We start from the raw sequence: 24,582 nt of genomic DNA, 5'->3' as shown, positions 1-24,582 counted from the left end.
TAATCGTTGTAATGTTTTAACTGATATTCCCGGAGACATGCCCATGGCCATCGATATTAGCAACAAAACAGTTCTGGTTACTGGTGCCAATCGGGGGATAGGCAAAGTACTGGTGGAGTCTTTTTTGGAGCATGGGGCCGCAAAAGTGTACGCCGCCGTCAGAAAGTTGGAAAGCGCCGCTTTCTTAGTGGACAAATATGGCAATAAAATAGTCCCTATTTTGATCGATCTAGCAGACCCAGAATCCATTGCCGCCGCTGCCCAAACCGCCACAGATGTGGAAATTGTGGTCAATAATGCCGGGGTGCAAAAAGTTGCAAATCCCCTGGCCGAAGAGGCGATCGCCTGCTTGAAATTTGAAATGGAGACCAATGTGTATGGGTTGATCTCCATGGCCCAAGCCTTTGCTCCAGTGCTCAAAGCCAATGGAGGGGGAGCTTTTGTGCAACTCAACTCAGTAGTTTCCCTCAAGTCATTCTGCAATGTTGCTACTTATTCTGCTTCCAAAGCCGCAGCCTATTCCATTACCCAGGCATTGCGGGAAGTTCTGGCTGGACAAGGCACTCTGGTTCAGAGCGTCCATCCTGGCCCCATCGCCACCGAAATGACCCATGCTTCTGGCCGGGCTGATATTGCCGAATCCCCCACCCTAGTGGCGGAAGCTATTATTGCTGCACTACAATCTGGCGAGTTTCACGTTTTTCCCAACGACACCATGGCGAAAGGAATGGGCGATGCCTATCAAAGCTTTGGCAAAAATGTGATTGAGGTCAGCTTTGATTGAAAATTAGACTTTATAATTCAGAGCTAAATGATGGGGAATATCAGTTATGAAACATTCACGGAGAAATTTTTTCGCTTTGGCAGGGGCCAGTTCCCTTCTGGCGATAAACGACTTTTTGAAGGGGCTTGCCCAGGGCGCTCAAGGCGGGGGACTCGCACCATATTAAGGTCTTGCCGTGGTAAATGTGAATAATGCCGAAGGTCGTCCATGATTACCTAAAAAGGACTCGGGGTCGCAGAGCTCCTCGGCTTCAGAAAGTGATGAGTTTGTCAGTTGATCACCTCTTCCCGGAAGCTTTAATAACTCAGTTAACATCTACGGCAAAAATTAACTGTTGCTCTAGGGCTTGGAGAGAGCCAGCGGCGAAAACGTCTGATGACAGCCAATTCCAGTTGCTATCGGTGCTCCAAACACCAATTTCACTAGTTTCAAGGTTTTGCCAAAGTACCTGGTTAATACCATTAACTGTCTCCGCTGCTAGGCCCTGCCAGTCACCAAAATTGTTTTCAAATACTTCACCCAGATATTTGATTGGTGCCGTTAAATCATCCCCAGTTTGAACATAATAATTACCAAAGATACCTTCGAGAAAACTAGTGTTACCTTTGCTTTCAATATTTGTAAGGCGATCGCCAAGGAGTTCATCGCCGTTTAAATCAATCTGGAAATTAATTTCTGCTTCCAAAGTGTTGAAAGAATTGGTAGGCCAAGTTTCGGACGAAATCCAGTTCCAGTTACTATCGGCGTTCCAAACCCCAATTTCATCAATATCAGGATTCTGCCAAAGCACGTTATTAACACCATTAATTGTTTCTGCTTCGAGGATTTGCCAATTTCCAAAACTGCCACTTACAAAGGGCTGATCCTCGTAAAGAAGACTGACTTCACTGCCGTCAGGCAATTGCACAAAGAAAAGATTGTCTTTAGCAACGACGCTTATCTCGTTTTGCACCTCGGGAGTAAGGGGAGGAACCAGGAATAGGTTCGTTGAAGCATTGGAAAGGGAATCAATGGTGCCATAGACATCATTATTGTTTTGGAACTGGCCATAGGCATTGCTAAAACTACCGCCGGGACTACTGGGAGCAGAATTATTGCTGAATGTCAGACCCGCACCAGTCACGAAGGAATTGTCGGTAATAAAAATGGCTCCGCCCAATGCTTGACCGGAATTTCCCCCAGTTCCTCCTTGGGTTGTGTTGCCACTGAACTGGGAATTAGTGATGGTAACCGTGGCCTGGTTAATAAAGAGCGCACCGCCTAAACCAGCACCGCCGCCGCCACTACCCCCATTTCCGGGACTACCTCCTTCAACTGTATTACCAGCGCCCCCTTGAGACCCTACACTACCATTCCCACCGATGGGATTGCCACCTCCGGACCCTCCAGAACCACCAAAGCCACCTCTCTTATCATCACCAGGATTTTGTCCTGAAGAACCACCGCCACCGCCACCAGCACCACCACCGGCACCAAAGCCACCAGCACCACCAGGGCCGCCACTTCCTCCATTTCTGGGAGTAAAATCAAATGGACTACCACTTGAACTACCGCCACCGCCACCACCGCCACCGCCACCGATCCCGAAACCTCCAGTTCCCCCAGTTCCCCCAGTTCCCCCAGCTTTATCATCACCAACAGACCCTGCGGCACCGCCATTGTTGGCATTACCAGAGGCGTTAAAATTTCCGCCCCCTCCCCCGGCAGAAGGACGATCATCCGGGGTTCCAAAAATCTCACCACCACCACCACGGGCCCCGGCTGTTCCATTGCCGCCCACGGCTCGATTGCTGTCAAAGCTCACATTATCAATAATGACAGTACTACCTTGGAGGATAGTTAGGGCGCCACCAGCCCCGGCACCACCGCCGCCGCCACTTACCCCATCGCCGCCTTTGGCATAGCCATTCTGCAAGTTCATGTAGGAAAGATTAACTGCGACCCCTTCAAGGGTGAAAATATTGTTGAAAGCCGAGGGGTTATTAAACTTTATCGTTGGAGTACCAAAGGCTCCTAGAGTTACAAAGGTAATATCATTACGGTTATTGAGAGTGGGTAAAGGACTATTCAAAATAATGGTGCCAGCGGCGATACCAGTCATATCAATCGTATCGGGGCTGGCATTAGCGCCTGCATCAATAATGGCTTGCCGAAGGGAACCGGCTCCCGAGTCATTTGTATTGCTAACGACAATGGGAGATACATCTTGGGCACCTTGAACAAATAGGTCTATGCCATCACTAACAACTTCTAGGAAGGGACGCAGGACACCTGTTACCCGAGCCAGATATTCATCCCCTAGGGCAATTAAAACATCAGTGCCATACTGAATGAGCTTGAGATCGTCTTGACGGGAAGCTAAACCCTTAAGCCCAATGGTATCAATACCTAGCTCAAAGTCCAGAATCGCATTAAAAGAATTGGTAAAGTCAATATCCGCAATCCAAAAATGATCCGCTCCGGCTCCACCGCTGATCAAGTTTCGACCACTGCCCCGCATGAAGAAGCGATCATTACCATCGTTACCGAAGGCCTTGTCTCCCTGTCCCAGGAAGAAAGTATCATCTCCATCTCCACCATTTAGGTTATTAGTTCCCCGATCGCCCGAGGTATCAAGGATGTCGTTTCCTAAACCCCCGAACAGAGAATCATTTTGTCCTGCAATAAGGCGATCGTTACCTGGACCACCATAAACTTGATTGTTGCCCTGGGCCAGACTCAGATCGACTAAGTCATCTCCCCCTAGGGCAAAAATGATATTATCTTTGCCGACAAATCCGGGAAAAATACCTGGCACGAGGGTTTCACCGTTTTCTGTACCATAGACCGCCACAGAGGAAACAGCGGTGGACTCAAATAGATTATTGCTTTGTTGAATTAAGAGCTTAGTTCCCTTATTTATGTACTGGTCATAAGTTACACCTTGTTCTGTCACAGTCCCTGATTTTGTCCAATTCTGGAAGTCACTGGCGACGATAAAGGAGTTATGACCCAAAACCGTAAAAGTGTTGGTGGTATCAGATAAGGCTGTGAGGGTTTCTACGTTCAACGTGACCCGATTGTTAATTCCTAGGTCAATGACTTCAATACCTCGGATCCGACTGCCGATTGTGGTATCGGTGAGGTCAAGGTTGTTGGAAGACAGAATGTAACTATTGAGTTGCAAAATATCTTTACCACTACCCCCGTCCAAGCGTTCAAAATTGAGACTCCCGATGGATAGCAAGTCATTGCCTTGGCCTCCATTCATCACGACTCGTCCCCCGGCGGAAACATTTACACCTGCGCTCTGCAAAATATCGTTACCCTGACCCCCATTCATAATATGGGGAGCGGATGAGGTTGCGAGGGAAGTTGCCGAAAAAATGTCGTTGTCAATAGTGCCAACGTAGGTGACATTCTGGGTAAAGTCCCCACCAAAGACGTTGTAGGCCAACCCTGAAACTCCTTGGGAGTTGTCACCCTGGGCCCCAATGCCAAGATCGGCGTAGCCGTCCCCATTGACATCACTTAATCCCCCCACAAAGGAACCCGCAAAGGAATAGGCTTGGGCACCAACGGTCTCAAATCCATTACTGCCATTTAAATTGGACAGATCCACCGTGCCACCAACACCGAGAATAGAACTACCAAATAGAGTATAAATAGTTCCTTCTGTATCACCATTATTTGTCCCATCTGGGTTCCCAACTCCTGCGCTAGGGGCACTAACCAGCAAGTCATCATAACCATCCCCATTGATATCTCCGCCGCCAGCGATACTATAACCTACGAGGTCTTCTGAGCCAGGAGCCTGCTGGATGGTGAAGCCGTTGCCACCATTTAAGTTGCTGAGGTTGAAAGAGCCGCTGGAGCCAAGGTTACGGCCTCCAAAGACAACATAGGCTGCGCCATTCTTACCAAAGTTAAGATCATTCGTCAGGCCGACAATGAAGTCTCCAAAGCCATCACCGTTGAGATCTCCTGCCAAGCTAATACTGCCCACTCCTCCCTGCTCAGATATGCTAGAAATGCTTGGAGAGGTTAACTTAAAGCCATTACTGCCATTGAGGGTTGCTAAATTGAGGGAGGAATTGGAGGCTAAATTGTTTTTGCCAAAAATGACGTAACCATAAAGGTTTTCATTAACCTCATCAATGCCAATCAAGCCAAAATCCTCGTAGCCATCACCATTAACATCCCCCAGGGAATTGACTGCTGTAATTGGTTTACCCGCTTCAATTTGGATGGGTAAAGACTCATTTAAAACATTGACATTGCTAGTTACTCCACTGCTCCAGGTTTCTTTGCCAAAAACAATGACTGGGTTGAGGTTTGCGCTGCTAAGTAAAACATCATCTATACCATCCCCGTTAAAGTCACCGGAGGCTAGATTCACCAGTGCGCCTTGGTTAGGAACGTTAGGAACGGTGATATTAACACCACCATTACTTGCAAGTAAATTATTGATGTCAATGCCGGTATCGGGGTTAATGCTTGACCAGATGGAGGAATCTTCGCTACCCAAAATAATGGTTGCGTAGCTTTGCCCTAAGGCGCCACTGCGGGAAACGACAAAATCAGTAATGCCATCGTTGTTGAAGTCGCCGTAGTCGAGGGTTTGCTGACCTAAAATCAGACCATCATTGCTGGCGATCGTAATCGCTACACTATCGACAAAAGTGCTGGGTTGAGCCGGGTCACTGCCAAAGAAAAGGTAAACAATTTTCCCCCCAGCACCATTAAAGCCCGCATCCGCAATTAGGGTATCAACATAGCCGTCGTTGTTAATATCCGCCCCTAACTGCACCGTTCCAATTTCATTCTTAGTGACGGGCTGGAAGACAAAACCGTTATCACTCCGCAATTTGGTGACATCAATACTGCCGCCCGCTCCGACCCAAGGGTGTCCGTAGGCAACGTAAATTTGGCTAGTCTCGACTCCTGGATAGATCTGAGGCGTGGCGATCGCCATATCGGGGGAACCATCTCCATTCACATCCCCAATAGACCCCAGGCCTAAGCCCAATTGAGTACCGGAGTTAGGATTGTTAAACAAAAAGACCCGACTATTAAGAGTATTGACGTCGGATAATTCCAGTACCCCTTGATTGAGGAAATTAGCCCATTGACTTGTACCTAAAATAAGATAACTTTGGCCGGTGGCACTGTTAGGCCCATTGGTTCCTAAGGTTGGCGCGCTGATAATAAAGTCATCAAAAAAGTCGTTATTGATATCCCCGACAGCGGAAATCCAGTACCCTGCATTACCCCCCAAATTTTGGGTTGTATCGTAAATACCGTTGATGATAAATCCATTGGTGCCATCGAGATTTTGCAAATTAATCGCACTATTCCATCCCGAAGCCTTGCCAAAAACCACATAGGCTCGCCCTAAGCCATTAATGCCATTGGCGGCAGAGTTGGCGGCGCTGATAATAAAGTCATCGAAACCGTCATTATTGATGTCGCCCGCATTGACCACGTTGGTGCCAGCGTTATCTGCAATAGTGAAGTCCGGCTGTAAATTCGGGTCAGAGGGGGTGCCTCCCCCCAGGTTGGACTGGTTATAAAAAGCTTGCCCATTGAGAATCAGACCATTACTGCCATTGAGTTGACCTAGGTTCAAAGAACCATTTAAACCGGTGCCACCAAAGGCAACATAGACCTGACCGCCATAGGCTAGAGGCTTACTATCCGCATCTTCGCTACCAGAATAATCTACCGGATTGGCCTGGGGTGCCCCCAATAATAGATCAAAGACACCATCGCCATTGATGTCAGCCACGCCTAATCCTGTTCCGATTTGGCCGATCCCTGTATTTAGAAGAAAGCCGTCACTGCCTAGATTGTCCAAATTCAGGGAGGGGGTGTTACTGTTCAGGGCATTTTTAATGGCCGACCCAAATACTACATAAATGGTATTAATGGCAGGGGCACTGATAATCACATCTGCTAGACCGTCCCCTGTCACGTCGGCGATCGCCGTTTTAAAGCCCGCCGCATTACCGGCTTGATTGGACTCCAAAACTAAACTAGAAGCCGTAGATAAATCAATAGTGCTTTGACCCTCGACGTTGCTACCCCGCAGAATATAAACTTTACCCGCAGAATTTTGCACTGAATTTTGAGGAGCTCCCAACACCAGATCACTCAACCCGTCACTGTCTAAATCCGCCGTCGCCATGGCCGTTCCCAATAGGCTTTGACTCGCTCCCTGGATAATGACCCCATTAGTACCATCAAGACTATCCAAGGATAGACCTTGATCCCGAATGCCAATGGTCGGATTACCATAGACCACATAGACGGCACCATTGCCCCCATTTTTGGCCGGTGCGCCTACCAAGAAATCATCCGTGCCATCACTATTTATATCTCCCCCTGGGGCGATCGCCATACCAGCTTGGGCTAGGGGATCTGCATTTAAGATGAAACCACTGTCAATTTCAGATAGGCTGGTTGGCTCATCCTCAATGGTTGTTACCGTTGCAACGAGTTCTAATCTGGTATTCCCCAAACGCAAACCATCTAGGCGGAGGTGAGCACCTTCATGGTCACTAGTGATGACCACCCGAAATTTTTCTGCCCGGCGTTCGGTAATGTCATCATCTAGGATTGCAATCCGAATCTCCTTGAAAACTTCCCCTGGAGCAAAGGTCAGGGTTCCAGCCTGGGCTACATAATCAGCCCCCGCTGTGGCAGAACCATCTACAGTACGATAATTAAAGCTCACCGCTTCTTGAATATTCCCGGTGCGACGCACAAGCAAAACAGCTTCGCCATCGGTTTCTTTTACCCGAATAGGTGAAACTTGGAGTTGACTGGAGCCTTGACTATTGTTGTGGGGAATTACTAAGCGCAAATCACTTTCCGCCACAACACTGTTGTGGGTTGGCTGATCAAAAGCAGAATTAACTGTTTGATTGCTGATGCTGTTGCTAATTTCGATCGCCTCCGCCACGGTTTGGAAAGTGGTGAGGTTTGATAAATCCGGCGCAAATAGAACCGCAGGAGTCCACTGGGCAAATTGCTGATTATAGCTACTATAAAAAATACTTATGCCATCATCGGCAGCAGGATTCACCTCTGTCCAGAATATTGTCGCTTCGCCGCCCACCGTTGCAGATACGGGCGTTTCTAATAAACGCAGGTCACCGCTAGCTACGATTTGAGCATTACTCCAGCTTGTTCCATTCCAAAAAGAACTGTAAAGTACATCATTCTTAGTGTCACCGCCATTGGTATATAGTCCGGTATCTGGTATCAGGGTATCCGCTACGACCCAGGATAGAAGTAATGCGCCATTCGCCAGTTGAGTTAGGGTCAAAGCCTGGGGAGTTTTAATGTCTGGGTTAATGGGTATGGCATCGCTCCAAGTAGCGCCATTATCATTGGAGGTTGAATAGAACAACGTACTGGCCGCAAGGGATTCAACAAACTCAGGCCGGTTAACGCTTCCATCGGGATTAAAAATATCAGGACTGGCATTACTCCAAACCACCAATAGTTGCCCCGTTACCGTTGTGCCGATGACCGGGTTAAAGTTCATGCCGGCACTGTTGGGAATCACTAAAGGATTGCTCCAGGTATTGCCGCCATCGGTGGATTTCGCCAGTAACACCTGGGACAGACTTTCATTATGGGTATTTTTCACCCAGGTAGCATAAAGATTGCCATCACTCGCTACAAGAATACTGGGGGAGGTGTCATCGGTCAGATTAGAACCAACACTAGTGCCATCAAGGGGATTGCCCGCATAGATCGCAGTACTTCCTTGGATAAAATCAGGGTTAATGCCAACTAGCAAATCATCGGCATTGAGGGTAGTCGACAAATTTTCTGCAATCAAGCTGGGATTATCGAAGTTTTGCTCAACTTTGAGGGTTGTGGACCATTTTTTACCAAAAAGATTTAGCCCTAGTGCGAGTGTTTCTTCTAAGCTATCAAATCCGACGTTAGGGAAAACTTCAAAGTTTGCCAGGATCTCTAGCTTGCTTTCAAAATCAAAAGCCGTAAAGCCAAGCAAGGCCAGCTTTAATTTGCCTGATAATCCAGTGCCAAAGCTAAGAAGACCAGTGTTTTCCACGCCGGGAATCAGTGCTAATTCCGCTGGACTTGGAGCTTCTAAACCAGGGGGCGGCGCAAGCAAATTGTCTGCGGCTTGGTCCGAATTGATTAGCCAGTAGAGTTGGCTGGGGTCATCTCCAGGCTGGGCCGGAGTGCCATCAGCCCGCACCAAGGAATACCAATATTCAACAGTTGTATTTTCTGTCTGAGTTTCAGCTAGGGTTGATCCCCCCGTGACTAGGGCTTGGGGGGTAAGATCAAAATCTGTACTCCATTTTTGTTTGAGCGTAAAAGCCAAATCAAAAAGCAATCCCAACTGAACTTCAGCATCGAGGAGAGAAATCGGAACTCCACCTACAGAAAAACCAATGTCATAGGTGGTTTTCCCTGGTAATAAATTACGTTCGTATTCTCCCCTGAGCCTCAGGGCATCGGATGCAGAAAAAGTATTGCCATCCCCGTTAAGTAAAAAATCTAGTTGGAGTTTCCCCTGTAGACGACCTTTGAGGGAAACCTTGTTTTTACCGAAGCTCAGTGCCCCGGACAGTTCATCCTGCAGTTGCAAAAAAGCAGATAGCCCTGGATCACCCGAATTAATCAGGTTCGTAAAGTTGATCCCCCCCCCTAGGGCAAGGGCATTTTTGAATTCCAATTTGCCGTTAAAAAAAGATAAAGGAAGTTGATACTCTTTTTTGTTTTCTTTCGTGATTAAAAAAGTTCCTGGAACTTGTATATCTCCATCTCCGAGGGCCAAGGTGGGGGAAGCATTGGGAGCAATAAAATTACTGGGATTGAGAGGCTTGACCTGGGTGAGGGTGTTATGGAGTGTTTCTCGGTTTCTGAGGTCTATGACTTGGCTGTATAAATCTCTGTCAGCTTGGGGATCATCTAAGTCAATTTTTTCGGTGATTAGGAGCAGATTACCGTCGGCAGTGGTCTGCAACCGCATATTTTCATCACTCACTGCGTCATCGGTGAGCTTGAATGTTTGGCCCCAGTTATATTGCCCTAGGCTATTGAGAATGCCGCTAGCGCCATGAATATCGCTGTTATTTCCTTCTCCTTCGATCCAAGAAATAAAAATCCCCTCTACGGAACTTCCTGTTTCTTCCCCTTGGCTTCGTACTCCTGTGGTAATTTTAAGTTCTTTGGCACTGACACTATTGGCGATCGGAGCAGATTCCCGCCACCGCCCGACAGAAGGGTCGTAGTAGGCGTGGTAAATGACGTTATTTTGGTTCCAAACTAAATGTGTAAAACCGTTCGAGTCAACGGCGATCGCCGGAGTCTGGGTAGAGGCAGCCATAAATACCTTATGTAAGACAGAGGAAAAACAGGATGTTGAACAAAGTAGAAAGTACTTATGTCTATGACCGGGAGGTGGAGGTCTTCGAGAAAATTATCCAGAGCCGTAGATAAATTATCATTATTCTTTAGGAAAGTCTCATAACCATTGCTTAACCATCTTCTGTGCCGATGCTACATTCCAAGATTTAAGCAGCAATTTCTAGGAAGCTAAACCCTTCATTTGTAGGGTTTTTCCCAGTAATTTCCCTTTCTGCTTCCAAAGCCGCCGCCTATTCCATCACCCAGGCATTATGGAAGCTTTGCCAAAAATGTGGTCGAGGTCAGCTTTGACTAGAAAATTACGCCTTATAATTCAGAGCTAAATAATGGGGAATATCAGTTATGAAACATTCACGGAGAAATTTTCTCGCTTTGGCAGGGGCCAGTTCCCTTCTGGCGATCGCCGCACCAAAACTATTAGCCGAGGGCATTCCCCAGGAAATTTTAAACAAAATTTTGCCTCTGCCTGGTAAGTATGGGGAGTATTATAGCCAAGCAAAAATTCGAGCTTTCCATCTTCATAATCAACCCGACACTAGCCCTCTCCATAAAGCCCTAGAAGAACTGTGGCTAGAAGTATTTAAGCAAACGGAGGGAGAACTTTTTGTTTCCCCCATTCCCCACGACGCTTCCATTCCCGCTGGCGATCCCCAAGCAGTACAGTTCATTACCGGAGGACGTTTTGAAATTGTCAGCGTTGCTGGGCCCATCATCGACAAAGTAGCTCCCGATGTCATTGGTGTGCAAAATATTCCCCTCCTTTATCAATCAGCCCAAGACGTTTTTGAAATTATTAATCAGTCCCTCTTTGCGGAAGCTCTTAATGGCTCGGTAGCCCAATATAATTTAACTTATTTACGGAATGGCACGTTTAACAACGGCATGAGAATTGTCACTTCCATTGCCAGTAAGCCAATTTATAAACTAGAAGATTTTCAAGGGTTAAAGATCAGGATTCCTCCTTCCAATGACATGGCAATGACCATGGAAGCTCTAGGAGCTGTTCCCGAAAAAATCACCATGAATCAAGTCTTTCGCGCTTTAGAAAATGGCACAGTGGAGGCCCAGGAAAATCCTTCATCTGTAGCATTAGGTTTTAAATTATATGAGGTAACCAAATATTTAAACATGACTAACCATGCTTGGTCTGGTTATAACACGTTTTTCAACACCAGTTTTTGGGAGAGTCTTTCCCCTACTGTTCAGGCGGTAATCAAGGAACTTCTGCCGGTTTATCAGGCCAAACAAATCAGAGCTCAGGAAGAATACAACCAGCAAGCTTACCAACAATTAATTGGTAAATTAGGCATGGTGCAAACTAAACCTAATTTATCCCAAGCTCCGCAAAAGCTAATTGAAGTTTATCGGTTTATATATAGTCAATTAAATTCCCAAGCTCAATCTCTGATCAAAAATAAGCTAGAAGAGAAAACTGGTATCAAGTTTGCTTGAAATTTTCAACAACTTCACGGCTAATTTATATTAACTATTCCCTGGTTAAAATCAAGGTATGAAGCATATATTTAGGTTTAAAAATTATTTTTTCCATTCTAAAAACAATCAATTGAAGCGTTTGCTGTTGGTTGCGTTTCTCTTAACTGGTCTATGGTTGACTCCCCAGCAAGGAAGAGTCTGGGGTCAAGAACAACCTTTTGTGGTTAAAAAAATTGATCTTAGTCAGTATGGAGCTGCGGCTTCCATTGCCCAAGATCCAGAGTCAAAACAGCTAGCCATTGGCTTTTATAATTGCAACTTGATTTTTCTCGATGCTAATTTAAACCAAGATCAGAAAAATAATTTATTTCTTAAAAACTGTAAACGTTTTTTTCGGGCTAGGTATGGGGAATTTGGCTCGATCCCTTTCCTTATTTCTTCTATCTACACTGGAAGCAGTGTTTTGCATAACTCCCAGGAAAATTTTGATATTCCCCTCCATAAAGCGGCGGTAACAGATTCATTAATTCTCCAAGATTATCTATTATCATCTTCTGATGATGGCTCAGTGACCATTTCACGATTAATCAGTCTTTCCCCCCCGGAGGTTAACACCTTCAAGCTTTACCAATCTATTGGTGTTGCTAGAAATCTAGCTTTTACCCACACCTCCAATCCAGAAGTTGGCAAAGTTGCTGTTAGTTACGATACGGGGGAAATTGCTATTTTTAATATTGATCATGATACAGCCCGTAACCCCGTTGAACCTAGCACCTTTAAAACAATTAACAGCCGCATCAACACTTTCAAATTTACTCCCGATGGCGCCAAGCTACTAATTGGTTACTTTACCGGAGAGTTAGTAGAGCTAGATTTAGCCACCGGTGCCCATAAAACCCTTGCAAAAGTAAACTCATGGCTGAACGCTTTGGATATTAACTCTGAAAATTTAGTGGCGATCGCCGATGATCAAGGCTTTGTTAAAATTATTTCCTTAACCACGGGAAAAATCGTCGAAGAACATAAAATTTCTACTACAGGTATTAACGCTGTCATTTTCACCGATGACCAGACAGTGGTTGCCGCCGATGCCACTGGCATGATTTACCAAGGAAAATTGGCCGGCTCCAATTAGGTAAGGCAACTGCCGTCTCAATGTGCAATGCGGTCTAGTGCTTGCCCAAAATTATTTTGGGAAACTCCCAAGCCATGATTAATGACGATAGCTGGCCAAGAAGGGAAACCTCCCTCCGTTATGATTTAGAATTCTTAGGTAACTTTTATGTATCTGTTGCTGAGAAAGGAGTGTGTAACCAGTGGCTAAGTATGTGCTTTGGGGAACCTATTGTGACAACGTGGAAGAAAAAAGAGCCCCCCACCGTCAAGCACACCTAGATGGACTGAAGGTCCAAAAGGAAAGTGGTGTGTTGGTTACCATTGGACCTACCAAAGATTTACGGCAGGTTTTTGCAATTTACGACGCGCCAGACCAGGACACGGTGGAAAAGTTGGTGCAAGGAGATCCTTACTGGCAAAACGGCATCTGGACAGAGTATGAAGTCAAAGAGTGGATTCAGGCTTTTTAACAGCGAACTAGTGTTTAAATTAAAGACCCTGACGGACTGGTCTGCTTAGTCTTCGTGGTCATCGAAGGGATCACCCAACTCAGCGGACGGAGGGCCAAAGGAAGTGTACACAGCCAGACCAGTGATGGCGATGAGAATGACAGCAAAAGTAATGCTAAGAACTGTTGCGGATTCCATGGGGTAAGATTGATAGTTGTTTCTGTTGTCTTATATTATTACAGAACATTACAAAAACTCATTTAGTCATTTTTACGGGAAGTCTATGGCACAGCGCACTCGGTTAGGAGATATCCTCAGACCCCTCAACTCGGAATACGGTAAGGTCGTACCGGGCTGGGGCACCACTCCTGTCATGGGGGTATTTATGGCTCTTTTTCTGGTTTTCTTACTGATTATTTTGCAGATTTATAACTCTTCTCTGATTCTCGAAGGCTTTAGCGTGGACTGGGCTGGTTAATGGGGGGTTGTTGACATATTCCTGACCCAATTTAATCCCAACTTAATTTTGGTTAACTTTCTTTAGATCCCGCCCCGCCGGGATTTTTTTGTCTTATGGAGCATAGGGGGCCACAAACTGTCATTGGCTAGTCAGGGAATATCGCCCAAAGCCTTGTCTAGATGGGCTGGCGCGTTTTCTGTCATAATCGAACAGGACTTGTTACATTTTTTATTGCAAATCCCCGGGGTAGCGGTAACTTAGCCGGCCTGCCTCTCTGTAACGATGTTGCCGGGGTTTCTCCGGTGAATGTTAGTAAAAATCCTTAAATTTAGACGGTTCATTATGACACAGATTTCTGGCTCCCCTGATGTCCCCGATTTGGGTCGGCGTCAGTTTATGAACTTATTGACCTTCGGTACGATCACTGGGGTGGCGGCCGGGGCCCTCTATCCAGCAGTAAAATATTTGATCCCCCCCTCCAGTGGTGGTTCGGGCGGTGGTGTAACGGCCAAAGATGCCCTTGGTAATGATGTTAAGGTGACGGAATTTTTGGCTTCCCATAACGCTGGCGATCGGGTGTTGGCCCAGGGGTTGAAGGGCGACCCGACCTATATTGTAGTCCAGGGGGATGACACGATCGCCAACTATGGTATTAATGCGGTGTGTACCCATTTGGGCTGTGTAGTGCCCTGGAATGCCAGCGAAAACAAATTTATGTGCCCTTGTCACGGCTCCCAGTACAACGCTGAAGGTAAAGTGGTCCGTGGCCCGGCTCCCCTCTCTTTGGCTTTGGCCCACGCTACCGTTACCGACGACGACAAATTAGTGCTCAGCACCTGGACCGAAACCGATTTCCGCACCGACGAAGATCCCTGGTGGGCTTAGGTTTAGCTTTGCTATCCGTTGAGTAAGCAACACTGTTGTAATTTTGTGTAATTGTCTGAGACTGGTCTTTTTCCCCTACTGTTCACCTAAACCTAATCCGTTCAACTTAACGATGAGAAACCCTGATACTTTGGGGCTGTGGACGAAAACCATGGTTGCTCTGCGCCGCTTCACGGTGTTGGCGATCGCCACAGTCAGCGTCTTTTTGATCACCGACCTTGGTCTGCCCCAGGCCGCCTCTGCCTATCCCTTTTGGGCCCAGGAAACAGCGCCTTTGACCCCCCGGGAAGCCACTGGCCGTATTGTTTGTGCTAACTGCCACCTCGCCCAGAAAGCGGCAGAAGTGGAAATTCCCCAGGCAGTTTTGCCAGACACCGTGTTTGAAGCAGTAGTCAAAATTCCCTATGATCTCGATAGTCAGCAGGTACTAGGAGATGGTTCCAAGGGTGGCTTAAACGTTGGAGCCGTGTTGATGTTGCCCGAAGGGTTCAAAATTGCTCCCCCCGATCGCCTGTCCGAGGGACTTAAAGAAAAAGTTGGCGGCACCTACTTCCAGCCCTACCGGGAAGACATGGAAAATGTGGTCATTGTTGGCCCCCTGCCCGGTGAGCAGTATCAGGAAATCGTTTTCCCCGTGCTATCCCCCGATCCTGCCAAGGATAAAAGCATTAACTACGGTAAATTCGCTGTCCACCTGGGGGCCAACCGGGGCCGTGGACAAATTTATCCCACTGGTTTGCTGAGCAATAACAATGCCTTTAAAGCCCCCAACGCTGGCACCATTTCAGAAGTTAACGCCCTTGAAGCTGGTGGTTACCAACTGATCCTCACCACTGCCGACGGTACAGAAACCGTGGACATTCCCGCCGGCCCCGAATTGATTGTCAGTGCCGGTCAAACTGTGGAAGCTGGGGAATTTTTGACCAATAATCCCAATGTGGGCGGTTTTGGCCAGAAAGATACGGAAGTAGTGCTGCAAAATCCCACCCGCATTAAATTCCTTGTACTCTTCTTGGCGGGGATTATGCTCTCCCAAATTCTGTTGGTGTTGAAGAAAAAACAGATTGAAAAAGTTCAAGCTGCCGAACTTAATTTCTAGTTCATTTCTCCACCGGATTATCCCGTCATAGGGGCGGAGCCTAGGTTCTCCCCTGGGGGCCATCGAAGAATGCTCAGCTTGAGTTATGTCGTCGGTGGCCCCATTGATTTTTGCAGAACTGCCCTAGCTCGATATGCTGGTAGGAATAGACAACTTTTAGATTTTGCTGACTCTATGCGTGTTTACGTTCTTTTATTCAACGCAGGTACGGATAATGAAGGCATCCACACCGTACAAATGGGGGGACGCAATAAAATTTTGATGTTCACTTCCGAGGACGATGCCACCCGTTATGCCCTGCTTTTAGAGGCCCAGGATTTCCCGCCCCCCTCCATTGAAGCCATGGATTCCCGGGACATTGAAGAATTTTGTCAAGAAGCTGGCTATGACTGCGAGGTTGTGGCGGAAGGCATGCTGGCCATTCCTCCGGAAAAAAATGTGGCGGAACCGGAATGGGACCCGGATGGGGTTTTGCAGGCGGCCCGGGAAGCCCAAAACACTGACCAAGGCGAGGGAGAAGAAAAGCCAGACAACGAATTTTCCGATGCTGAACTAGAAAATATTCGCCGTCGTTTGGAGGGGTTGTTGTAGAAAAATTGTGGACATGTCCTTTCTGGTTTTAACTAACCCTTTTACTAACCATAATTTTAAAGCTTAGTCCCAGTTAATTGACTAAATTTGGTTTGGTTGATTTTGTTTAATCTCTAATTTGTTTTTTCTTTCCCCGATCATCTTTCTCCCATCCCCCATGCCTATGGAAATCTTAGAAGAGCGCGGTCATTTATTAACAGAGCAGACCAATCCCCAAAGTCAAAATTTGGACCAGTTGTCCAGCCTGGAATTGGTAGATTTATTTAACCAACAGGATCAACTGACAGTGACGGCGATCGCCGGGGCGAGGGAAGATTTAGCGGCGGCCATTGAAATTATTAGTGATGCTTTGGCTAAAGGGGGGAGACTTTTCTACATTGGCGCAGGTACCAGTGGCCGGTTGGGGGTGTTGGATGCGGTGGAATGTCCCCCCACTTTTTGTACACCATCGGAGTTAGTGCAGGGAATTTTAGCCGGGGGAGCCAGTGCGTTACTCCGCAGTTCAGAAGGTTTAGAAGATATTGCGGCAGATGGGGCCCAGGCGATCGCCGACCATCGCATTACCCAGTTGGACGTGGTGGTGGGAATTACGGCCGGGGGTACGACTCCCTATGTCCATGGAGCGTTAGATGCGGCCAGGGCCCGGGGGACGAAAACGATTTTTATTGCTTGTGTACCGGAAAGCCAAGCTCCTTGCCAAGCAGACGTGAATATTAGACTTTTAACCGGGCCAGAAATTTTGGCCGGTTCCACCCGCTTAAAAGCGGGCACAGTGACCAAAATGGCCTTGAACATCCTGTCTACTGGAGCCATGGTCAAGTTGGGCAAAGTTTACGGCAATCGTATGGTGGATGTGGCGGTAACTAATCGCAAACTGGAAGACCGAGCCATTAGAATTTTGCGAGATTTAACCGATTTAAACCGAGAGGAAGCGGCTGAATTACTGGTCGCCAGTGGCCAACGGGTTAAGTTAGCTTTGTTAATGCACTGGTCTGGTTTAAGTGCAGAATCTGCCCAGGCTCAACTCGATCGCCATGGGGGAAATTTACGCCAGGCCATGGATGCTGCTCCCTAATCTTCATCAACCCCAGCTGAGAAATAATTCTAATTTCCACACTTGTTTTACCCATGCCCACTACCCTAGACCAGTTTTTAGTCCCCATTGTCTTCGCCATTTTTGCCCTGGCGATCGGTGTTTTAGTCTGGGGCTATCGGCGGGCTAAACCCTTTGGCAAATTGGGAAAACTGGCTTGGCTCCAGTCGGTGGTGCTGATGGCCCCTTGGCTATTATATTTTGTCCTTTTTAGTTTTGGTTTATCCATCAGTTTGCCCGCAGTGTTGGTTTTGCTTTTGGTGTCGGGGGGCATTTACATCTATCTGGGTCGGCAAATGCGGGAAGAAGGACAAGCGGAACTGTTGCGCCAAAAGGCAGCCCAACGTCTGCAAGATTTGGCCAATGGGGCAGATAAAACCACTGTGCTCGGTGACAGCACGGCCAACACAAACTTAGAAGAAACTTCCCCCATTCCCCCGGAAGATTTGGCCATTATTAAAGGTATTTTTAGCATTGATAGCTTTTTTGCCACGGAAACCATTGCCTACCAGGAAGGGGCAATCTTTAAAGGTAATTTGCGGACGGAAGCGGAGGATGCTTTCGGTAAACTATCGGGCAAACTGAAGGAATTAATGGGGGAAAAATATCGCCTTTTCCTAGTGGAAGGGAGTGAAGACCGCCCCGTGGTGGTGATTTTACCCAGTACTAATGACCCCCAACCCAGCACCTTGGCCCAGAAAAATTTGGCGGTGGTGTTACTGGTGGCCACCATTGTGACTACGTTAGAAGCCAGTGCGGCCCTGTTGGGCTTTGACTTAGTGGACAATTGGCAACGGGTGGGAGAAACAGTTCCCCTGGCGATCGCCGTGGGTATTATTTTGCTAGCCCATGAATTAGGTCACCTCTGGCAGGCGAAAAAATGGGGAGTCAGGTTGAGTTGGCCTTTCTTGCTACCCAACTGGCAAATCGGCTCCTTTGGGGCCATTACTCGTTTTGAATCCCTTTTACCCAGCCGCAATGCCCTCTTTGACGTGGCGATCGCCGGGCCGGCCATAGGGGGATTAGTTTCTTTACTATTTTTGATCGTGGGACTGAACTTATCCGGGGGCAATAATTTATTTCAACTGCCGGTGCAATTTTTGCAAGGTTCCCTGTTGGTGGGCACGTTAGCTAAATTAATTTTGGGCAGTGCTCTAAAAAGTAGTGTGATTTCCATCCATCCTTTGACGGTGTTAGGTTGGCTCGGTTTGGTAATTAATGCCTTAAATTTATTACCCGCTGGGCAACTCGATGGGGGCCGCATTGTCCAAGCCATCTACGGCCGTAAAGTAGCCCGCCGCACCACCATTGCCACCCTAGTTATTTTGGGGGCTGTTTCCCTATTTAACCCCGCCAATCCCATTCCCCTCTATTGGGCGATCGTGGTTTTATTTTTGCAACGGCAATTGGAACGCCCCAGCTTAAACGAGTTGACGGAACCGGACGACACCAGGGCCGGCTTGGGTTTACTAGCCCTATTGTTAATGTTGCTGACCCTGATTCCCTTTAGCCCCAACTGGGCCTTGAGGCTAGGCATTGGCGGTTAATGGACTTCCAATAGTGAAAATTTCAACATCCATGCCCCATCGTTTAATGCCCGACCAGTGTTTAAGTAAACCCGCCTATCGCCTTTACCAAGCGGGGGTCTATGGTCGTTGGACAGTGGTGGCCTTGCTGTGGCTAACCCTTGTTCCCTGGTCTATTTGGCAGTTTCGCCAAGATATTGCCCTGTTACAGGACCATTTCACCTGGGTTGCTATCCGTTATGGCTTTGCCTTTCAGTTAGTACCTGCTTTTACTTTGTTTGGCAGTATTGGTTTTACCGGGGCGGTATTGATTCGCCAAAGTTGCCATATTCTTTGGGGTCTATCCATTAAGGAAAGGAATAATCTCATTCGAGGTACGGCTAGAATTCGTAAAATTGGTCCCCGCCATCTCCTCTGGCGTTGGTTATTCCGTTAAAGCAGGCAGGATTTTTCAACCTTTTTGCAAAATTGTTGATAGTCTAAAAGCCTCTTTTAAAAGCCCCCAACCCACCCAACTTTGGGGAGAAACTGGGTAAAGTTTCCTCAGTATTACCGGAGTAATTTAGGGGCGGAATCAAACTTTCTGAAGACCTTCCAAAACGAAAAATTAGCAAAAGTGGTCCAACTAAGTCTGAGTCAAGTTCACCAAGACCAAATTTATCGCCATGGGGAACGGTGTTATCCGGAGGAATGTTGTGGTCTTTTACTGGGGAAAATATTAATTGGAGAAAATGGTCATCGCCATTGGCAAGTAGTCGAAGTACAGCCAACGGAAAATTGCTGGGGTGATGTGGAAGAATTTCAGCAGAATAATCATCAGGGAAATAAGTTACATTACTTTGCCATTGACCCCAAAGTTTTGCTTTCCGCCCAAAAAGATTGCCGCCAAAAAGGGTTAAGCATTATCGGTATTTTCCATTCCCATCCCCATGGCCAGCCCATACCGTCAGAATTTGATCGGGCCATTGCTTGGCCAGAATATATTTACCTCATTGCTTCCGGTGAAAATGGAAGGTTCAATACCAGTAGAAGTTGGTACTTAAACGAAGCAGGAAACTTTATGGAAGTGGACTCAACGTTGTTGCTGTAACCAGGTGGTAATGCCCGTCGCTAAAGCCTGCACCAATTGTTCCTGGGCTTGGGCATTGGTAATCCACTCGAATTCCTGGGGACTAATCATAAACCCCAATTCCAACAACACTGCTGGGGCAATGGTGGGACGGGTTAAAGCCAAATTATTCCAGTAAACTCCGTGGGAATTTCTGCCTAAATTTTCCACCAAATACCGCTGTAAAAAATTAGCTAAATCCGCTGCTTGGGCATTGTACCAAAATGTACTAATGCCATCGGTTTCGTTGGGATTACCGCTATCGGGTAAGGCATTGTAATGGATGGAAAGGGCGATCGCCGGTTGCACTTGGGCAATCTGGGTTTGGCGATCGACTAAAGAGACAAATTCGTCCCTGGTACGGGTGAGATGGACATTAGCCCCTTGGGATTTGAGGCGATTAGCTAAACGTTGAGAAATGAGTAAGTTAATGTCTTTTTCTGCATAGCCAGTGGGCCCCACTGCCCCCGCTTCACTACCCCCATGGCCCGGATCGAGCAGAATTTTTACTCCCTGCAAGTTACCGGGTTGGGAAGAAATACGGGGAGGATGACGCAAAGACAAAATTAGCGTAGTGCCCTCATAACGCAGATCGTAACCCCACTGTTGATCAGTCTTAAAAGTGAAATAATAATCAATCCGATCTGGACTAATTTGTTGCCAGGTCAAATTACGAATAATAGGATCATTATCGAGGCGGATAGTGTCAGTTTGGGCAGTGGTATTGTAAAGACTTAAAGTCAGTCCCATTTCAGTTTGATGTACTGTTACTGGCACCGGCAATTGCAAGGGAAAACGCATTTCTGTACGATCGCCAAAAACTTGGTAACCCACACTGCGAATTAGGGAACGAGGCGGAGCTTGGCTCGGTAAAGTACGGGTTTCATCTGCTTTAATCCAGCCGCCATAGTCTAACCGCAACCAGTCCCCATCCTGGCCAGTGACGCTAGCTTGACTACCCTGGGGTAAAGGAGTTAACCGGGAATAATCGGTGCCAGGGCCTGTGCGGGCAACCCCCGTTTGACTGGTAACCACAATTACCTGGGGGCGATCGCCATTGAGCAAAGTAACGCTACCGGGGCCAGGAGTGGAAAAGTTTTGTCCCCGCCATTGCAGATTAAATTGAGGCGTTCCCAATTGGGCAGGTAAGTTAGTCACGTTGAAACTTTGACAGCCTTTATACTGATCCGCTGCTGTAACTTGGGGCTGATTTTCTCCGTGCAAAATGGTGTTATTGGGCGGTAACTGTACCACATTGCCCTGGGGGGTGAGGGGAATGGTTTGGCCCGCCAAGGTCACCGTGGCCATGGCATCCGTAGGGGCGATCGCCGTAAAGCAAATTGGTTCGCCAGCAGGACGACTAATGGGCACAGCGGGGGTGAGGGAGCCGGCGGCAAAACCACCTTGGGGGGACAATGTGGGGCCAGTGCCAATGCGGGTAATGGTACGCTCAATCCGTTGGGACTCTGCTTGAAAAACAAACTGATTTTCCCCCATCTTGAGAGGGATTACAGGGGCAAAATTGCCTTGGGCACTGCGTTCAATGGGCTGGCCATTGAGGGTAACGGTCACATTTGGAGCGGCAGAACCAATGAAAAAAATCGTCGGGCTACTGGTTTGGTGATTTTGGGGTGGATAGGCCAAAAATAAGGGCTGACTTTGGGCTACAGCCGGCATAGTGAAAACCACCGCTGCCCCCACACCAATCATTGTTCCCAACCAAGATTCCATTGCCATCATTGCAAAAAATTCCCGTTTTAAATCAGCCAATTGTATTAATTAACCCAGCCCAGACGCAAATTGCCAAGCCCTAGTTTTCCCTTCTACCATAGAAAAACATTCGCTCTTTTGCTTAATCAATGGTTGCTACTGTTTCCTCTACGTCTCTTCTTGAACAACCAGAATTATTAGAACGGCGTCTCCAGGAAATTCCCCAAGAGCCGGGGGTTTACTTCATGGGCGATCGCCAAGGAGAAATTCTCTACATCGGCAAGGCAAAAAAATTGAGAACTAGGGTTAGATCCTATTTTCGGGATTCCCAACCCCACACTGCCCGCATTGCTTTGATGGTGCAACAGGTAGCGGAAATTGAGTTTATTGTCACCGATACGGAAGCGGAAGCTTTAGCCTTAGAAGCTAATTTAATCAAACAACACCAACCCCATTTTAATGTTCTGCTTAAAGATGATAAAAAATATCCTTATGTGTGTATCACCTGGTCAGAAACCTATCCCCGTATTTTTATTACCAGAAAACGCCGTTTAAACCAGGCTAAGGATCGTTACTACGGGCCCTATGTGGATAGTTTTAGTTTACGGCAAACATTGCGATTAATACAACGTATTTTTCCTCTGCGGCAACGTCGTCAGCCCCTATTCAAACATCGTCCTTGCTTAAATTATGACATTGGCCGTTGTCCTGGAGTTTGCCAAGAATTAATTACCCCAGAAGACTACCGCCAAACCTTACAAAAAGTCGCTATGGTTTTCCAGGGACGTACCCAGGAACTACATCAATTGTTAACGCAACAAATGGAAAAGGCGGCGGCAGATTTAAAGTTTGAACAGGCGGCTCTAATTCGGGACCAAATTAATTCCCTCGGTAAACTCAACGCTGATCAAAAAGTTTCCTTACCCCAGGACACCATTTCCAGAGATGCGATCGCCGTGGCCAGCGATGGACAAATTAGTGCCATTCAACTTTTCCAAATTAGGGCGGGAAGATTGGTAGGAAGGCTGGGATTTTTCGCCGATGGAGTGGAGTCGGAGTTGGAAAAAGGGGAAGTATTACAGCGGGTTTTGGAACAGCATTATCAACAGGTCGAAGCGGTGGAAATTCCCAGCGAAGTCATTCTGCCCTGTGCTTTACCTGATGGAGAATTGCTCAATGATTGGTTAACTAGCCAACGGGGAAGAAAAGTAACTTTTAACCTCCCCCAAAGACAAACCAAAGCTGAGCTATTGGAAATGGTGGAACGTAACGCCCAGTACGAGTTAGAGAGGTTACAAAAACAGACTGCTAAAAACGTTACAGCGCTAGAAGATTTAGCGGAAATTTTAAATTTAGAAACTTTGCCAAAACGCATTGAAGGTTATGATATTTCCCACATTCAGGGTTCTAATGCTGTAGCTTCCCAAGTTGTATTTATTGATGGAGTGCCAGCCCAACAGTATTATCGCCATTATAAAATTAAAAACCCGTCCATTAAAGTCGGTCACTCTGACGATTTCGCCAGTTTGGCAGAAGTTATTATCCGCCGTTTTCAATCCTCTGTAAAAGGCAAAAAAAATCAACAGGATTGGCCAGATTTAATTATGATTGATGGCGGTAAAGGTCAACTATCAGCGGTGGTTAAGGTGCTGAAGAAAATGGATTTGCTGGATAAATTTACGGTGGTCAGTTTAGCGAAACAAAGGGAAGAAATTTTTCTACCGGGAGAATCCCAACCCTTGCCCACCCACGCGGAACAACCTGGAGTGCAATTATTACGCCGTTTGCGGGATGAAGCCCATCGCTTTGCGGTCAGTTTCCACCGTCAACAACGGCTTAGTAAAAGTCGGCGATCGCGCTTGGATGAAATTCCTGGTTTAGGTTTTAGTCGCCAAAAACAATTGTTAGCCCATTTCCGTTCTTTGGATTATATTCGGGAGGCCAGTGTCAAACAATTACAGGAAGTACCAGGTATTGGTCCCCAGTTAGCCCAGACAATTTATGATTACTTTCATCCGGTTAATTCATAATCTTTGTTAGTCACATATTGCTTAACTAATTTAGCTATTAATTAATGATTAATTTAAATCTCCAGTGCAGTTTTTACCAGCGCCGCAGGAATATTAGGACTTTCAGGATTGACGGTAATGGTTTGTGAACGGGGACTAATAACTAAATCCATATCTTCCAAAGGAACAGCCCCTAGCAAAACTGCATCCCCTAAGACTAGGGCTCCAGTAAAACAATTACGATTACCAAACCTCACTTGCACTGGTCCCACATAATCAACTAGTCTTTTTTTGCTGTCGGCAGTAGTAACTTCCCGTTGTTCCAACGTTTCTAACTTAAGTTGAATCACAACATGCTCAGGAATACAAAGTGTAATCGCCCCTGTATCAACTAAGGCATTGACCTTCATTGGTTGTAGAGCCTGTTCTTTGGGATTGATAAGCTCAATATTGGCATAAACTAAACCCATTTTTTAACCTCAAGGTAAACTGTAATATTTTGACCCTAATCTGGCAAACATAACCTTTTTTCAGATAGTCTAACTACTATTTTAATCTTCCCGATCGCAGGATGCTAATTACCAACCAAAAACCAATTACCGTAGCTGCCACAAACAAAATATTGGCAATTAAAGTTAGCTGTTGATCATTGCCAGTGGAAAGAATTGCCGCCCCCATAATTAGAGAACCAAGCACAATACTAAAAGATAAACGGTTAGCGGACTTATCGATGGTGCGACGCACTGGCTCCAACCCCTCTAGCCGCACATTCCATTGCAAAGTTTCCGTAGTTAGGCGATCGAGTAACACGTCCATTTGCCTGGGGGTTTTAAGGGAAACTGCTTTAAGATCTAATACTGTTCTTAATGCTGTCTGCAAAGGATTAGTGCCAAACAGTTGCCGACGGAAAAGATCGGTAATG

The 24,582-nt window shown here is 46.8% G+C and carries 18 protein-coding genes; 13 read left to right on the top strand and 5 right to left on the bottom strand.

The features are described from left to right. The first annotated feature begins 43 nt into the window (after nucleotides 1-43). Complete coding sequence (locus C7I86_RS05520) at nucleotides 44-784, top strand: SDR family oxidoreductase (protein WP_020861641.1); 741 nt, start codon at nucleotides 44-46, stop codon at nucleotides 782-784. 304 nt (nucleotides 785-1,088) lie between these two features. Here the strand turns inward: C7I86_RS05520 and C7I86_RS19385 are convergent, their stop codons facing one another. Then, nucleotides 1,089-10,139 (bottom strand): Calx-beta domain-containing protein, encoded by a 9,051-nt coding sequence (locus C7I86_RS19385; RefSeq protein ID WP_010872264.1) that lies wholly within the window; start codon nucleotides 10,137-10,139, stop codon nucleotides 1,089-1,091. 383 nt (nucleotides 10,140-10,522) lie between these two features. Here C7I86_RS19385 and C7I86_RS05510 point away from each other — a divergent pair, with 383 nt between their 5' ends. From C7I86_RS05510 to C7I86_RS05500, 3 genes are all read left to right on the top strand, one after another. Further along, nucleotides 10,523-11,632 carry a TRAP transporter substrate-binding protein gene (locus C7I86_RS05510; RefSeq protein ID WP_010872263.1) on the top strand — a complete coding sequence of 370 codons (1,110 nt, stop codon included), beginning with the start codon at nucleotides 10,523-10,525 and terminating at the stop codon, nucleotides 11,630-11,632. Between the two features lie 127 nt (nucleotides 11,633-11,759). After that, complete coding sequence (locus C7I86_RS05505) at nucleotides 11,760-12,749, top strand: WD40 repeat domain-containing protein (protein WP_020861640.1); 990 nt, start codon at nucleotides 11,760-11,762, stop codon at nucleotides 12,747-12,749. A 181-nt stretch (nucleotides 12,750-12,930) separates the two neighbouring features. Continuing rightward, nucleotides 12,931-13,200 (top strand): YciI family protein, encoded by a 270-nt coding sequence (locus tag C7I86_RS05500; RefSeq protein ID WP_010872261.1) that lies wholly within the window; start codon nucleotides 12,931-12,933, stop codon nucleotides 13,198-13,200. A 45-nt stretch (nucleotides 13,201-13,245) separates the two neighbouring features. Here the strand turns inward: C7I86_RS05500 and psbN are convergent, their stop codons facing one another. Continuing rightward, nucleotides 13,246-13,377 (bottom strand): photosystem II reaction center protein PsbN, encoded by a 132-nt coding sequence (psbN, locus tag C7I86_RS05495; RefSeq protein ID WP_010872260.1) that lies wholly within the window; start codon nucleotides 13,375-13,377, stop codon nucleotides 13,246-13,248. 85 nt (nucleotides 13,378-13,462) lie between these two features. Here psbN and psbH point away from each other — a divergent pair, with 85 nt between their 5' ends. The 8 genes from psbH (at nucleotide 13,463) to C7I86_RS05455 (ending at nucleotide 19,923) form a co-directional block, all read left to right on the top strand. Beyond that, entirely contained in the window at nucleotides 13,463-13,657 is a 195-nt protein-coding gene (psbH, locus tag C7I86_RS05490) for a photosystem II reaction center phosphoprotein PsbH (RefSeq protein ID WP_010872259.1), read from the top strand. 324 nt (nucleotides 13,658-13,981) lie between these two features. Then, the gene (gene petC, locus C7I86_RS05485) at nucleotides 13,982-14,524 is read left to right on the top strand and encodes a cytochrome b6-f complex iron-sulfur subunit (protein WP_020861638.1); all 543 of its coding nucleotides are present in this window, start codon (nucleotides 13,982-13,984) and stop codon (nucleotides 14,522-14,524) included. A 112-nt stretch (nucleotides 14,525-14,636) separates the two neighbouring features. Beyond that, a complete protein-coding gene (gene petA, locus C7I86_RS05480) occupies nucleotides 14,637-15,623 on the top strand; it encodes a cytochrome f (protein ID WP_010872257.1) in 987 nt (328 codons plus the stop codon). Between the two features lie 69 nt (nucleotides 15,624-15,692). Further along, on the top strand, nucleotides 15,693-16,214 hold the full coding sequence (locus C7I86_RS05475; protein WP_010872256.1) for a DUF3110 domain-containing protein: 522 nt from the start codon (nucleotides 15,693-15,695) through the stop codon (nucleotides 16,212-16,214). 157 nt (nucleotides 16,215-16,371) lie between these two features. Beyond that, nucleotides 16,372-17,289, top strand: a complete 918-nt coding sequence (gene murQ, locus C7I86_RS05470) for an N-acetylmuramic acid 6-phosphate etherase (RefSeq protein WP_010872255.1) — start codon at nucleotides 16,372-16,374, stop codon at nucleotides 17,287-17,289. A 53-nt stretch (nucleotides 17,290-17,342) separates the two neighbouring features. After that, complete coding sequence (locus C7I86_RS05465) at nucleotides 17,343-18,854, top strand: site-2 protease family protein (RefSeq protein ID WP_010872254.1); 1,512 nt, start codon at nucleotides 17,343-17,345, stop codon at nucleotides 18,852-18,854. Nucleotides 18,855-18,885: 31 nt separating this feature from the next. Next, entirely contained in the window at nucleotides 18,886-19,269 is a 384-nt protein-coding gene (locus C7I86_RS05460; protein ID WP_070097961.1) for a hypothetical protein, read from the top strand. Nucleotides 19,270-19,449: 180 nt separating this feature from the next. Further along, nucleotides 19,450-19,923, top strand: a complete 474-nt coding sequence (locus tag C7I86_RS05455; protein WP_010872252.1) for a M67 family metallopeptidase — start codon at nucleotides 19,450-19,452, stop codon at nucleotides 19,921-19,923. Here C7I86_RS05455 and C7I86_RS05450 read toward each other — a convergent pair. Continuing rightward, entirely contained in the window at nucleotides 19,906-21,681 is a 1,776-nt protein-coding gene (locus tag C7I86_RS05450; RefSeq protein WP_010872251.1) for an N-acetylmuramoyl-L-alanine amidase, read from the bottom strand. The two genes, C7I86_RS05455 and C7I86_RS05450, sit on opposite strands and share 18 nt — an antisense overlap. 119 nt (nucleotides 21,682-21,800) lie before the next feature. Here C7I86_RS05450 and uvrC point away from each other — a divergent pair, with 119 nt between their 5' ends. Then, complete coding sequence (gene uvrC / locus C7I86_RS05445) at nucleotides 21,801-23,681, top strand: excinuclease ABC subunit UvrC (protein ID WP_010872250.1); 1,881 nt, start codon at nucleotides 21,801-21,803, stop codon at nucleotides 23,679-23,681. 53 nt (nucleotides 23,682-23,734) lie between these two features. Here the strand turns inward: uvrC and C7I86_RS05440 are convergent, their stop codons facing one another. Together C7I86_RS05440 and C7I86_RS05435 are read right to left on the bottom strand one after the other, a co-directional pair. Next, the gene (locus C7I86_RS05440; RefSeq protein ID WP_010872249.1) at nucleotides 23,735-24,130 is read right to left on the bottom strand and encodes a clan AA aspartic protease; all 396 of its coding nucleotides are present in this window, start codon (nucleotides 24,128-24,130) and stop codon (nucleotides 23,735-23,737) included. 76 nt (nucleotides 24,131-24,206) lie between these two features. After that, the gene (locus tag C7I86_RS05435; protein ID WP_020861632.1) at nucleotides 24,207-24,539 is read right to left on the bottom strand and encodes a hypothetical protein; all 333 of its coding nucleotides are present in this window, start codon (nucleotides 24,537-24,539) and stop codon (nucleotides 24,207-24,209) included. Between the last annotated feature and the right edge of the window lie 43 nt (nucleotides 24,540-24,582).

It is taken from the genome of Synechocystis sp. IPPAS B-1465 (assembly GCF_003015225.1).
In the GTDB taxonomy this organism is placed as follows: Bacteria; Cyanobacteriota; Cyanobacteriia; order Cyanobacteriales; family Microcystaceae; genus Synechocystis.
Note: the sequence above shows the minus strand (reverse complement) of the source record. Positions and strands in the feature narration are given on the sequence as shown.